The following is a 13,630-nucleotide window of genomic DNA, read 5'->3' as shown; positions in this document are numbered from 1 at the left end:
GATGCCTCAGCAGGGCTGATCCCGGTACGACAAATTCAGCGCAAACCCAGCCGGGTCAGTTTCTTGATCAGACCCACGCGCGAGACTCCCAGCCTCCGCGCAGCTTCCGATTGGTTGCCACCGACTGCGACCATGGTGTCTCGCACCAGGCGCAACTCCAGCTCCAGCAAGGCTGCGTCCAGCGGGCCAGCGCCATCACCTAGTACAGGCGTTTCCGTGCGCGTCACCAACTCATTCATATCTCCACTGGCAAGGCGCAGTAGTTCAGCATCCACCTCGCGCTGGTCCGGCAGCAATAAGGCACCGGCGGACTCCACAACGGCTTTGAGCTCACGCACATTTCCTGGCCATTCGCGCGCCATCAGCCAAGCCAGGGCACCCGCGGACAGACCAGCGCGCGGCGCAACCCGGTGCAGAAAGCGTGTGGCTAGCAGAGGGATATCGGCAGGGCGTTCAGCCACCGCAGGGGTACGCAGCACCACTCCCTTCAGGCGGTAGAACAAGTCTTCGCGAAACGTGCCTTCGCGCACCATGGCTTCCAGGTCACGGTGTGTCGCGGCGACCACGCGCGTGTCGGAATGCTTTTGTACCCGTCCGCCCACGGCCACAAATGAGCCTTCCTGCAAAAACCGCAACAGCTTGACCTGCATGGGCGGCGGCATTTCACCCACCTCGTCCAGAAACAGCGTGCCGCCATGCGCAGCTTCCACCAAACCCGGCTGGTCCCGGTAGGCACCTGTGAAGCTGCCCTTCACATGGCCGAACAATTCGCTCTCCAACAGCTCGGCCGACAAGGCACCGCAGTGGATGGCGACAAAAGGCTTGCCCTGGCGTGCGCTGCACGCATGCAGCGCACGAGCGACCAACTCTTTGCCGGTACCCGTTGGCCCCAGAACCAACACGCTCACCGCGGTTTGTGCCACGCGGCGCACCAGCGCACGCAATTGCACAGTGGCAGGCGCCTGCCCCACCATTCCCAAATCATCCACGGCCTGCTCGGCCCGCAGCGCGCTGAGTTCAGCATCCAGGCGGGCCTTGCGCAAGCCGCGGGCCACCACAAAGCGCAGCATGTCCGGGTCTATGGGCTTGGTCAGAAAATCCCATGCCCCTAGTTCGGTGGCACGCAAGGCCAGCGCATGGTCACCATGGCCTGTCAGCACCACCACCGGCACCCGCGCAAAACGCGGGATGAGTTCCAACCCGATCTCAGGGTCCATATGCGGCGGCATCGCCAGATCCAGCAGCACCAGTTGGGGCTTGTGCTGCGCAAATGCCGCTACGGCTTGCTCACCATCGCCCACCAGCGTGACGGTATGGCCGAGGTCACGCAGGAAAGCACCGCCCAGTCTCTGGAAAGCGACCTCATCGTCCACCAGCAGGACATGCCCCGTCTCGGGATTTGTTTCGAGGGTTTCTGCGGTCATGGCACTCACGGTAGGGTCCGCGCAAAGCGCAGGGTAAAACAGGTGCGCCAAGGCGCACGCTCGGTCAATGCGACAGAACCTCCGTGAGCGGCCATGATGCGCGCGACGATGGCCAGCCCCAGGCCAGTGCCCCCCGGACTGCGTGAAGCAAAAGGCTCGAAGAGGCGATCACGAATCTCCTCCGGAACACCCGGACCGTCATCGCAAATATGCAGCAGCACAGCATCGCCGCTCACCTCTGCGTCAATGTGCACATGGCTATGCGTGGCCGCAGAGGTGGCAGCTTCTCCCGCTGAAGCCACCGCCGTTCGCGCATTCTCAAACAGGTTTGTTAACGCTTGGTCGATGCGCTGCGGATCAATATCCAGCGGCAATGCCTGGTCCAGCCCGGCTCCCAGGCTCGCGCCTGGCACCCGCACGGCTGCTGCACGCACAAGGGGCGCGAGGTCCAGGCGCGAAGGCGTCAATTTCCAGGGCTTGGCGTAGTCCAACAGGTCGCGTGTCAAATTGGAAATGCGGGCTACCTGATCGGCCACTTCACGCCGTGTGTCACCTGGGGCCATAGCGACCGCCATGGAAATGATGTTCAGCGGGTTGCGAATGTCGTGCGCCACGGTGGCTGCCAGCGAGCCCAACTCGGCCAGACGTGCCTGCAGTTGGCGCTCGCGTTCACGCGCAGCAAATTGCAAGGCCTGCGCGACCCGCAGCGCGGCGTCCGCCACCACGGTGCCAAACAATTCCGCCACATGGCGCGGCCCGGGTGGCGCCGCATCCCACCCCTCCAAAGTGGTGTTCCATCCATCAGGGCTCGGGGCACATACCAGCTTTGGAACGCTGCTGGCCACATCACCTTCCGGGGCGGCGCCGATGCAAACGTCCACCTGCGTGCCGATCCGCTTGCTCAGCAGCGCCGCGCTGCGCTCGGCCAGGGCCTCCGGGGTCTCGCAGACTTGCAGGACTGTACGCCACGCACTCAAGTCAGCCACGGAGACCTCTCCGCCCGGGTAAACCAGCCGCTCCGCAAAGCGCCGCACCGGGCCGTTCAGCGCCAACACACTGGCGGCGACAGCCAGTCCCCCCAACCAACGTGATTCAAATGGCAACAGAGGGGTGAGCGCCACCACCAACCCACCCAGGGCCAGCAGCAGCGCCCAAACCAAGGCCCGACGTGCCCAGGCATTGGCAACGAACACGCCGTAGCGCAGGATTCCGTACACCAGAATCAAGGAATACAGCGGCAGCCCTAGCAAGGGAAAGGGGTACAGCGGCAGGTCCAGCACAGCAATGCCGTAACCCGTCAAACACACCAGGCCCCACAGACACGACGCCGTAACCGCCGCGATCTGGCGGAGTTTCTGCCGGTCGCCTGCCCGATGGGCCCGCACCAGTGCATGCAGCAGCACCGTGACCCCGCCGATACCCAGGATGACCCATGCCATGCTGGCCATCCATCCCACGGTGTCCGCAATCGCAATCCAGCCAATGTCGCGGTGCGGCACCAGGTGGCCCGGTGTCAAGACCATGGCTACGCTGCTGGCCCCGGCCCCCAACACGTAGGCCGCGGCCACGCCTTTGCGCCCTATGTCCAGGCCACAGAACACCGTGCAGAAGTGAAAAAACAAAGTGGAAGTGAACGGTGCCGTGGCCAGCAGCAGCATGCTCCCATGCTCCACTTCCGGGCCAAACCAGTTGGGCAACTCGTTGCCCACCATCCACAGCGAGATGCCAATCAGGAAGGCCGCAAGCAGCCGCGCGCCGGCGACGCGATCCGCCCAAGCCAACAACACCGCCGCCAGGACCAGGGTCTCCAGCAATGCAAAGCCAAGAACTGCGTGGATCAGCATGCGAATCCGATGGCCTGGAAATTCATGGTGATGGGCCTGTTACTGGAGTTGACGATTTGGGTAAAGCCGACTGTAAACCAAGTATGCAGATCGAAACATAAATTTCAATGAAATCAAAGACTTGCAAGAGGTCACCTGGCTGGCCCAGTTCTAGCAATAAGAGGCCTATCCACAACTACGGATAACGCCTCCATGTTTGTCCTACCCGCCCTTCAAAACAGCCGCTTGGGTCGCCTCATCTACCGCGCCGACGCGGAAGCGAAGCCTGATCTCGATCTTCCGACCATGGTTGGCGCAGACGGCTGGTCGCGTCTGCCGCTTGCAGTGCAAAGGCGTTTCGCGGTTGCCCATGCGGATACCACCTACGAAGGTCATATGGACCTGCGCCGCTCGCGCATGGGTTGGGTCTACGCGGTCCTTTCGCGGATCGTGGGTGGACCGCTGACGACACTGAACTGCTTTGGTGTTCCCATCAAGGTGCGGGTAACAGGCAATGGTCAGGGCGGTGTCGTTTGGGAGCGCTGCTTCCTCGCCGAAACCGCCAAGACAAGTGGTCAAGAGTGCGTAGTGCGTTCCACCAAGGTGCTGGACACCGACGGCAGTTTGCTGGAGCGCACCGATGGCGGCTTGAGCATGTCCTTGGCTGTGTTTGAAGAGGACGGGATGCTGGTCTTTCGCAGCCATCGCTTCTGGTGGATGTTCGGACAACTGCGCATCCGCATTCCGACTTTGCTGACCCCGGGTACCTGCCGCGTCGTGCATGCCGATCTGGGCAACGGCCTGTTTCGCTTCACCTTGTCCATGGTCCACCCGCTATGGGGTGAGACCTTCTACCAATCCGGCGTTTTTGTCGATCCTTGCAACGCTTGAAAGCGCACCACCATCATGAACACCATCTTCATCCTTCTCTCCATCCAGGCAGTCATGGGCGCCTTTGACAACCTCTGGCACCACGAGCTGGAAGCCAAGTTGCCGCAACGCGTCTCGGCACGCTTTGAGCTCGCGCTGCACGCTTCGCGTGAGGCCATTTATGGCATCGTTTTTCTAGGCTTGGCCTGGTTCGAATGGCGCGGCGCATTGGCCGCTGTCCTGGCGATCCTGTTAGTCGCCGAACTGGGCATCACGCTAACTGATTTTCTTGAAGAAGACCGGACACGCCGCCTGCCACCGTTTGAGCGCGTGTTGCATACCTTGCTGACCATCAGCTACGGTCTGTTCTTGGGCGTCTTCGCACCGATGTTGCTGACTTGGGCACAGCTGCCGACCGCATGGGTGCTCACTCCACACGGATGGGCCTCCTGGTTGTGCAGTGTGTACGGCATCGGCGTCTTGGCATGGAGTCTGCGCAATGTACGCGCCGTGCTGCGCCTGAATCGCTTGGCACGCAACTCCAGCACAACCTTGCCCATCGACCTGCGGCAACGGGTGGCACCGGCAGTGCTGGTCACGGGTGCAACCGGGTTTGTTGGCAGCGCGCTGGTGGCAGACTTGCTGCGCGAAGGGCGGCGGGTGATTGTGTTGTCGCGTGATGCGCGTCAAGCGCAAGCCTCCTTCGGACCCCAGGTGTGGGCGATTGAAAGTCTGGATGCCATTCCGAGTGAGACGCACATCGACACGGTCGTCAACCTGGCGGGGGCGCGTGTTCTGGGTGTGCCCTGGACCGCTTCGCGCAGGCGCACCTTGCTCGCCAGTCGTGTGGGCATTACCGCGGCACTGGTGGATCTGATGCGGCGCATGCAACAACCGCCGCGGGCATTAATCAGTGCATCTGCAGTGGGTTTCTACGGAGCATCCCCCAACGCGTCATTTGAACCTTTGGATGAGACAGCAGGCCCGCGTCCCGGCGAATTTCAATCTGATTTGTGCGTGGCCATGGAGCATGAAGCGCGCCGCGCAGAAGCACTGGGCATACGCGTGGTGCGCATGCGGTTTGGCGTGGTGCTGGGGCAAGGCGACGGAGCCTATCCCATGCTCGCACTGAGTGCCCGCATGGGTCTGGGCGCTGTACTTGGTAGCGGACACCAACCAGCGCCATGGATACACCTGAAAGATGCTGTTGGAATGCTGCACTTTGCGATGGCAAACGACCAACTGCGTGGAGCTGTCAACGCGGTGGCCCCTGACACCGTGCCACAAGCCCAGTTCGCAGCAGTACTGGCTGACTCCTTTGGTCGCCGTGTCAGAATTCGCATGCCTTGTGCACCCATGCGTGCAGTCTTGGGCGAAATGGCCACACTGCTCCTGGACGGCCAAAACGCCAGGCCTCGGGCTGCACTGGCAGCGGGCTATCGATTTGCATACCCCGGGCTGGCAAGCGCCTTTGCCGCCCTATCAACTTCCCGGAACTGAGCCATGCATTTAAAAAAAATCACCAGCAATGTTTGGCACACCGAACACCATTTCTCTACGGGTGGCATTCCCGTTGCAACTCGGATGACAGTCGTTCGTCTGAAAAACGGGGGGCTGTGGCTGCATTCCCCCATTCCCATCCACGGAGAGTTGGAGCAAGAACTTCTACAACTCGGCCATGTTCAATTCGTCGTTGCGCCCAACAAGGGGCATCGGCTCTTCTTCGCAGATTGCGCGGCCCGGTTTCCCCAAGCACAGGTTTTGATGGCTCCAGGCACATCATCCAAGCCGGCGCAGAACTCCGACTGGCTGGAGCTGAATGAACACACCCCAGCGCCCTGGCGCCCGGAACTGGAAATGCATGTCTTTCAAGGCATACCAGATTTGAATGAGTCGGTGTGGCTGCACCTGCCGTCCAAGACCTTGGTCTTGACCGACCTCTGCCAATGTTGGCGAGGATCCATGCCGCTACGAGCCAAACTCTTTGCCTGGGCGACCGGGGTTAAGGAGCAGTTTGCGGTCCCCCGAACTGTGCAGTTCATGCTGAAAGACCGGCGCGCAGCCCAAGCCAGTGTCCAGCACATCCTTCAATGGGACTTCACGCGGGTGATTTTTGCCCACAACTCCATTCTGGAAACGGATGCCCACGCCGCCGTGACGCGGGCTCTAACGGCACTGGTCAGGGACTAGCCAGTTCAGTACTGCAACCGGGCCACCGCCCGCAGCTCCTCGGGTGTGGTGCTGGGCAAGCCAAAGTACTCCAGGTAGGCGGGAATCTGCTCAAACAGCATGTCCGACCCCACCTGCACCTTGCAGCCACGTGCGATGGCCGCAGCCAGAAAAGCCGTGGTCTCGGTCTTCATGACCACCTCACCCACAAACGTGGTGGCGGCCAGGCGCGTCACATCCAGCGGCATCGCGTCGCCCTCGTTCATGCCCAGCGGCGTGGCGTTCACCACCAAGTCAAAGCCCACCGGGTCGGTGGAGCCGGTCAAGACGTCGAGCTGCGGGTAGTGCTGGCGCAGGCGGGCGGCCAGGCCATCGGCCGCAGCGGCGTTCACATCAAACACCGCCAGTGCCGACAGGCCTTCGGCCGCCAGCGAGGCCGCAATGGCACAGCCCACACCGCCGCTGCCCACCACCAGGGCGCGGGCGCCTTGCAACTTCAGGCCCTTGCGCAACACGCCACGCACAAAGCCAGCGCCGTCAAACATGTCGCCCTGCAACTGGCCCTTGGGGCCCCGACGCACCGCATTGCACGCGCCGGCAATGGCCGCAGTGGGCGACAACTCGTCCACCAGCCCGGTGGTGGGCACCTTGTGCGGCATGGTGATGAGTGCGCCACGGATGTTGGTGAGCGTGAACACGCTGCGCAAAAAGGTGGCGTAGTCCGGGCTCTGGCAGCCCATGGGCACCACCACCACATTGGCCCCGGCTTTTTCAAACCAGGGGTTGTAAATCATGGGTGCCTTGAAGGCGTGGGTGGGGAAGCCAATGTGGGCAATGACTTCGGTGTTGCCGTTGATGATCATGCCTGTGCGGCCTTCGCAGCCTTGGCCGCATTCACTCCGGCGCGCAGCGCCAGCAAATAACTGTCCACGCCAAAGCCGGCTATCTGGCCTTTGACGATGTCGGCAAACACCGACTTGTGGCGGAATTCCTCGCGCGCATGGATGTTGGACATGTGCAGTTCCACCACCGGGCAGGTCAGGATAGAGATGGCATCGCGGATGCCATAGCTGTAGTGCGTCCAGGCACCGGCGTTGATGAGCACGGCGTCCACCCCATCGGTAAACGCTTGGTGGATGCGCTCGCACATGGCGCTCTCGCTGTTAGTCTGAAAGGCATCCACGTCAACGCCCAGCTCGCGGCCCAGCGTGGTCAAGCTGGCGTTGATTTCGTCCAGCGTGATGGTGCCGTACTGCGCGGGGTCACGCTTGCCGAACATATTGTGGTTAATGCCGTGCAGCATCAGGACTTTCATACAACCTCGAAAACTTAAAAATTCGGCGGCCCTGCGCAGCCCCCAGGCTGCGCAGGGGGCGGCGCTTACTTGCGGTTCTTGGCCAGTTCGGCCTGCACTTCGGCAACGGTGGCTTCACCCACGTTGGCGCTGTACTTGGCCACCACAGGCTTCATCTTCTCGCGCAGCTTGGCCAGCTCGGCAGGCGAGAACTCGCTCACCGTCATGCCGCCCTTTTTGAGGCCATCCACCGCCGCAGCGGCTTGGGCGCGGGACTGCTCGCGCTGGTACTTGGTCGCATCGTCCGACGCTTCGTCAATCAGCTTCTTCTCGGCGGCGTTCAGCGTATCCCAGAATTTCTTGCTGATGATCACCGACTGGGGGTTGTACTGGTGGTTGGTCAGCGTGACGTACTTCTGCACCTCGTACAGCTTGTTGGCGTTGATCACGGTCAGGGGGTTCTCCTGGCCGTCAATCGCCTTTTGCTCCAGCGCGGCGTACAGCTCGGGGAAAGGCAGCGGTGTGGGGTTGGCGCCCAGGGCCTTCACCCAGTCCACGTTGATGGGGTTGGGGATCACGCGCAGCTTCAGGCCTTCGATGTCTTCCACCTTGAGGATGGGGCGCTTGCTGTTGGTGATGTTGCGAAAGCCCAGCTCCCAGTAGGACAGACCCACAATGCCGCGCTCTTCCAGCTTGGCGTGCAGCTTTTTACCCACCGGGCCGTCCACCAGCGCATCAGCCTCTTGGGGCGAGCTGATCAGGAAGGGGAAGTCAAAAATCGCCAGCTCTTTGGCCACGCTGGCCAGGATACCGGTGTTGAGCACCACCATCTCCAGCGTGCCGCCCTGCACGGCGGACACATTGGCCTGGTCACCGCCCAGCACGCCGCCGGGGAACAGGTTGACCTTGATTTTGCCGCCGGACTTCTTGGCCACATTCTCGGCAAAACGCTCCATGCCCAGCACCATGGGGTGGCCTTTGGGGTTTTGGGTGGCGAACTTGATGGTGTGTTCACGGATCTCTTGCGCCTGGGCCACGCCAAAGGTGGCGAGGACAGCGGCTGCGGCAATGGCTTTGAGGACTAAACGCTTCATGACTTGTCTCCTGAATTTGTGGGAACCGAGAGCGGCTGTACGCATTACAAAAAGCCTGCCGGACGTGGCGTACCCAAGCACGCCCAGCTGCCGTTAAAGATCAATAAAACCAGCGCGCAGGCACCATCACCAGCTGCGGGAAGGCGACCATCAAAAACATGATGGCGAACTGCGCAGCCATGAAGGGCAGCACTCCTTTGGTTACCTCGTCCATACCGACCTTGCCCACACCGGCCACGGCATTCAACACCGTGCCGACGGGCGGCGTGATCAGGCCAATCGCGTTGTTGATGATGAACATCACACCAAAGTAGACCGGATCAATGCCTGCAGCCTTGACCACTGGCATCAGCACCGGCGTCAGCAGCAGAATCGTGGGCGTCATGTCCAGCGCGGTGCCCACCACGATGGTCAGAATCATGATGGCCAGCATCAGGAGGCGCGGGCTGTCCAGCAGGGGCTGCAGCAGCTCCACCACTTGGCCAGGCAGGTTGGCCACGGTGATCATCCAGGCTGAGACCATGGCCGCGGCCACCAAAAACATCACCACCGCACTGGTCTTGGCAGCTGCAATAAACAGAGGCACCAGCTTGCTGAAATTCAGCTCGCGGTAGATCACGGTAGAAACAAACAGCGAATACACAGCTGCCACCACGGCCGCCTCGGTAGGTGTGAACACCCCGAACTTCAGGCCAAATACGATGATGAAGGGCAGCACCAGCGCCCAGGTCGCCAGACGCATTGCGTCCAGCACTTCGCCCGCAGTTTTGCGCGGTGGTGGCACCACCATTTCCTTGCGCACCAGCCACCACCAGGTGGCCACCAGCGACAAGGCCAGCCACACGCCCGGAAAGATGCCGGCCATGAAGAGCTTGGAAATCGACACGTTGGCCGCCACACCAAAAATCACAAAGCCAATGCTGGGCGGAATGATGGGGGCGATGATGCCGGCAGACGCAATCAGCCCCGCCGAGCGGGCCCGGTCGTGGCCAGCCGCCACCATCATGGGCAGAAGCAAAGCGGTCAGCGCAGCAGCGTCTGCCACCGCAGAGCCCGACAGCGAGGCCATGATCACCGCTGCCACAATCGTCACATAACCCAAGCCGCCCTTGATGTGGCCCACCAGCGCCATGGCAAAGTTCACGATGCGGCGCGACAGGCCGCCGGCATTCATGATCTCGCCCGCCAACATGAAGAATGGCACCGCCAGCAGCGGAAAGCTGTTGGCCCCCTCAATCACGTTCTGCGCCAGGATTTGCGCGTCGAACATGTTCATCTGCCACATCAGCGCCGCACCACACAGCAGCAGGGCAAACGCAATCGGCACCCCCAGCGCCATGAATGCCAGCAAAGAACCCAGAAAAATTGCAATCGTCATCTCAGTCGGCTCCGGGCTCAGTTGCGGGAATGGGCTTGGGCATCCGAATTGCCACCGTGCGGGGCCTCTTCAGATTCCTGGATCAGCACCAGGTGTGCGTCGTCCACCTGGCCGCTGAGCAAGCGCCACAGGTCCATCAGCACAATGGGCGCGCCCAGTGCAGCAAACACCACGCCCGAGGCGTAAAAAATGCCCATGGACACTTCCATCACTGGGCTGGTGGATTCCTTGTTGATGAGGTATTGGTCGTAAGAACCTTTGGCCACCAGCCACAGGCAGAACAACATCAGCACCAGAGACAGTGCCATGCACACCTTCTTGCCGGTGGCGCCCAGGCGGCCCACTAGCATGTCGGTGCCCAGGTGGGCTTTTTCATGCAGAGCCACCACGGCGCCCATGAAGGTGACCCAGACAAACAGCCAGCGCGACAGTTCCTCGGAGAGCGTAAAACCCGAGTTGAAGGCGTAGCGCATCACCACATTGCCAAACACCAGCACCACCATCAGCGCCAGCGCGGCGGCAATCAGATAGCCCAGCAGCTTGCAGTACCCCTTGATGAATTTGTTGACCACGCATTGCTCCAGATTTCGTACGTTTGTTAATGTACGAACTAGTTAGTTTTGCGTGATGCGGGTTTTCCCTAGCTATATCGCGCATAACCGGGAAAGCTGTTATGCCAAAAGTGAATTGCTTAGACGATCTCTGCGCACGGGGCGCATCAAGCCAGCGCGGTTACTTGCGCACGAAGCGCACCACCATCTCGGTGATGCTGGCGCGGCGGGCATCGGACTGCGCGTCCTGTGCCTTGTCCTTGAAGATCAGCCCAAAGGTGTGGCGGTTGGACACGTTGAAAAACGTCAGCGCCGAGATGGAAGCGTGGATGTCCACCGGGTCCAGCCCCGGGCGGAACACGCCCTGCTGCACGCCCCGGTCATAGAGCTGGCGAATCGCCTGAATGGCAGGTACGTTGAGCTGCTGGATGGTCTTGCTCTGCGCCAGGTAGCTGCCCTGCTCGATGTTTTCGTTCATCACCAGGCGGATGAAATCTTCGTTGTCGGCGTGCCGGTCGAAGGTGAACTCCACCAGCCGGCGCAGCGCTGCCTCTGGCTCCATGTCCTCCAGGTGCAACTGCCCTTCGATCTGGCGCATGCGTCGGTACGACTCTTCCAGCACCGCTACGTACAGCCCTTCTTTGCTGCCGTAGTAGTAATAAATCATGCGCTTGCTGGTGTGGGTGGCTTCGGCGATCGCATCAATGCGAGCTCCACTCAGGCCCTTGGCGGCAAACTCTTTGGTCGCCACTTCCAGAATGCCCGCCATCGTGCGTGCCGGGTCATTGGTGCGCGTGGCGGGCTTGGCCAATTTGCTGGCCCGAACAGGCGGCACCGCTGGATGTGCGCTGGCGGGCAAGGCAGAAGATGGGACGGACTCACTCATGGCCCAAGTATAGGAGGGCCTCACTTCACTTATGAAAATCGCCCCTAACCCTTATGAAATATGCGCAATAAGCTACACTTTTAATAGCAAATAAGACCTGATCAACCCCACAACACCGAACGCATGGAGATGGATGCCGACTGGAAACCGGTGTTGAAGAAACGCGGCATTTCGCTGGGCCGTGCTGCGCCGGCCGCATACAGCAGCGGCAGGTAGTGCTCATGCGAGGGATGCGCTTGCTGCGCCACGGCGCCCAGTGACTGGAAGTTTTGCAATGCGTCCAGCTGCCCCTTCTTGATCTGGTTCTGCACCACAGTGTCGAACTCGGTAGCCCAGTCATAAGCTTCGTTGGGCGCCGTGTCCTGGCGTGTGGCGCGCAGGTTGTGGACGATGTTGCCGCTGCCCACGATGAGCACGCCGCGCTCACGCAGTGCCTGCAGCTGCCGGCCCAGCGCATAGTGCTCAGAGGGCGCGCGGCTGTAGTCCATGCTCAGCTGAAGCACGGGAATGTCGGCCTTGGGAAACATGGGTTTCAGCACCGACCAGGTGCCGTGGTCAAAGCCCCACTGGGCGTCCACACCCAAGGGCGTGCCGATGGCGGGCGACTTCAGGCTGCTGGCCAGGCTGCGCGCCACCGCCGGTGCACCGGGCGCGGGGTATTGCTGGTCAAAGAGGGCCTTCGGAAAACCACCAAAGTCGTGGATCGTCTTGGGCTTCGCCATGCCGGTGAGCTGCCAGCCCGGTGTGAGCCAGTGCGCCGAGATGCACAAAATCAGCTGCGGCCGCACACCACGCGCCAGCAGCTCGGTCCCCATGGTCTGCCAGCTGCGCCGCCAGGCGTTGTCTTCAATCGCATTCATGGGGCTGCCATGCCCCACAAACAGCACCGGCAAACGCGGCGAGGGCTTGAGCCCCTGCAGCATGGGCTGGGTGGCGGCACTGGACAGCGGGGTGGTGAGCAGGCTGGGGAGTGTGGCCAGAGCGGCCAAGGTGGTTCTACGTTGCATCGGAGATGGATGCATCACACCAGCATGAAGTTCCCTCCAACGTATTCAAAGCTCCGGCTTTGATAGCAGAAGGCAAAAAACAATTGAATAAACTCCTCAGACATCCGCAACCTCAAAAGACATATGAAATACGTCTATATAACTGCTTTGATCGACTTTCAAATCAACGAGAGATTGTTGACTCCATTGAGGATTAAGGAAAATTTATATATCTCGAACAATCCGGCTCACATCGCCGGCTATATGACACCTAGCGACCTGATAACTATTGGTAGCTTGGAGGCGAGACCATTAACAAATGGAACCCCCGTACTGTATCGGATTGACGAAATATCGTCCTCAACAGAAGCAGATATTGAAATCGTCAACTTTCTTAGAGAGGTTCAAGCATTTCTAACTGCTGCTTGGTTAGTTGAAGACAACAGTGCTAATTGCGAGCTAGCTTTCTCATTTTCTCAGAGTCAAGTACATGTACACAGCAATTCCTTGGCGTTGAACTACACGTCATGCAAGGGGGAAAGAAGTCCGGTGATCTTGCACCCAGACAAATTGCGAAAAATTGGGCATTTGCATGCGGAGTTCTTACAAGGTGCACGCGAGCAGGAAAAACAACCGCACACCAAATTCAGAAAAACTATGGGGCGCCTGGATCGAGGCATTTCTTACCTTCAACAGGCAAGAGCTAACACCGACCTCGGGCAAAAAATTGCAAATTACTGCTCTTTTTTCGAGTCAACACTCAGCACATCGTCTTCGGAGCTATCGCACCAATTAGCTGAACGTACCGCGTTCTTCATCGGCAAAACCCCCAATGAAAGATTCGATATTTTTCAACAAATCAAACAAGCGTATGGCATACGTTCAAAGATAGTCCACGGGGATACTCTTTCCGAAAAAATCATCGTGAATCTCCCTGCGATTTCCAAAAACTGTGACGATCACGCGAGAAGTTTGGTTCTGAAAATTATTCAGGATAAAAAACTAGACAAACTTTTTCAAAACGGATCCAGTGAATCTCTGGACAGATACATGCTGAATTTGATTTTTGGCACACCCCAAGACCTCCACGATTGACAATCAGCTAATAGCGAAGACTTTGGTTCAGCCGCAGAATTCGGTAGGGCGTCGCGACAC

The 13,630-nt window shown here is 60.0% G+C and carries 13 protein-coding genes; 4 read left to right on the top strand and 9 right to left on the bottom strand.

Annotation, left to right across the window (positions count from 1 at the left end; translation table 11 throughout):
• Positions 1-35: 35 nt before the first annotated feature.
• Positions 36-1,424, bottom strand: a complete 1,389-nt coding sequence (locus U5O12_RS02960) for a sigma-54 dependent transcriptional regulator (RefSeq protein ID WP_322577195.1) — start codon at positions 1,422-1,424, stop codon at positions 36-38.
• Between the two features lie 5 nt (positions 1,425-1,429).
• On the bottom strand, positions 1,430-3,268 hold the full coding sequence (locus U5O12_RS02955) for an ATP-binding protein (RefSeq protein WP_322577194.1): 1,839 nt from the start codon (positions 3,266-3,268) through the stop codon (positions 1,430-1,432).
• A 192-nt stretch (positions 3,269-3,460) separates the two neighbouring features.
• Here U5O12_RS02955 and U5O12_RS02950 point away from each other — a divergent pair, with 192 nt between their 5' ends.
• Genes U5O12_RS02950 through U5O12_RS02940 form a run of 3 tightly spaced genes read left to right on the top strand, consistent with a single transcriptional unit; the run spans position 3,461 to position 6,307 of the window.
• Entirely contained in the window at positions 3,461-4,138 is a 678-nt protein-coding gene (locus U5O12_RS02950; RefSeq protein WP_322577193.1) for a DUF4166 domain-containing protein, read from the top strand.
• Between the two features lie 15 nt (positions 4,139-4,153).
• The gene (locus U5O12_RS02945) at positions 4,154-5,617 is read left to right on the top strand and encodes a TIGR01777 family oxidoreductase (protein ID WP_322577192.1); all 1,464 of its coding nucleotides are present in this window, start codon (positions 4,154-4,156) and stop codon (positions 5,615-5,617) included.
• 3 nt (positions 5,618-5,620) lie between these two features.
• Positions 5,621-6,307 carry a DUF4336 domain-containing protein gene (locus tag U5O12_RS02940; protein ID WP_322577191.1) on the top strand — a complete coding sequence of 229 codons (687 nt, stop codon included), beginning with the start codon at positions 5,621-5,623 and terminating at the stop codon, positions 6,305-6,307.
• A 5-nt stretch (positions 6,308-6,312) separates the two neighbouring features.
• Here U5O12_RS02940 and U5O12_RS02935 read toward each other — a convergent pair whose 3' ends face one another.
• The 7 genes from U5O12_RS02935 to ygiD all read right to left on the bottom strand — a co-directional run bounded on the left by U5O12_RS02935 (position 6,313) and on the right by ygiD (position 12,496).
• Positions 6,313-7,146: a shikimate dehydrogenase gene (locus tag U5O12_RS02935; protein ID WP_322577354.1), complete on the bottom strand. Its 834-nt coding sequence runs from the start codon at positions 7,144-7,146 to the stop codon at positions 6,313-6,315.
• A complete protein-coding gene (aroQ, locus tag U5O12_RS02930; RefSeq protein ID WP_322577190.1) occupies positions 7,146-7,601 on the bottom strand; it encodes a type II 3-dehydroquinate dehydratase in 456 nt (151 codons plus the stop codon). Before aroQ ends, U5O12_RS02935 begins: the two co-directional genes overlap by 1 nt.
• Before the next feature lie 65 nt (positions 7,602-7,666).
• A complete protein-coding gene (locus U5O12_RS02925) occupies positions 7,667-8,674 on the bottom strand; it encodes a TRAP transporter substrate-binding protein (RefSeq protein WP_322577189.1) in 1,008 nt (335 codons plus the stop codon).
• 100 nt (positions 8,675-8,774) lie between these two features.
• A complete protein-coding gene (locus tag U5O12_RS02920) occupies positions 8,775-10,052 on the bottom strand; it encodes a TRAP transporter large permease subunit (protein WP_322577188.1) in 1,278 nt (425 codons plus the stop codon).
• A gap of 17 nt (positions 10,053-10,069) precedes the next feature.
• A complete protein-coding gene (locus tag U5O12_RS02915; protein ID WP_322577187.1) occupies positions 10,070-10,624 on the bottom strand; it encodes a TRAP transporter small permease in 555 nt (184 codons plus the stop codon).
• 160 nt (positions 10,625-10,784) lie between these two features.
• Positions 10,785-11,489, bottom strand: coding sequence for a TetR/AcrR family transcriptional regulator (locus U5O12_RS02910; protein ID WP_322577186.1), 705 nt, complete (start codon positions 11,487-11,489; stop codon positions 10,785-10,787).
• Positions 11,490-11,590: 101 nt separating this feature from the next.
• Positions 11,591-12,496, bottom strand: a complete 906-nt coding sequence (gene ygiD / locus U5O12_RS02905) for a 4,5-DOPA dioxygenase extradiol (protein WP_322577185.1) — start codon at positions 12,494-12,496, stop codon at positions 11,591-11,593.
• A gap of 123 nt (positions 12,497-12,619) precedes the next feature.
• Here ygiD and U5O12_RS02900 point away from each other — a divergent pair, with 123 nt between their 5' ends.
• Complete coding sequence (locus U5O12_RS02900; protein WP_322577184.1) at positions 12,620-13,570, top strand: HEPN domain-containing protein; 951 nt, start codon at positions 12,620-12,622, stop codon at positions 13,568-13,570.
• Positions 13,571-13,630 lie beyond the last annotated feature (60 nt).

Source organism: Rhodoferax sp. (assembly GCF_034519335.1).
In the GTDB taxonomy this organism is placed as follows: Bacteria; Pseudomonadota; Gammaproteobacteria; order Burkholderiales; family Burkholderiaceae_C; genus Allorhodoferax.
Note: the sequence above shows the minus strand (reverse complement) of the source record. Positions and strands in the feature narration are given on the sequence as shown.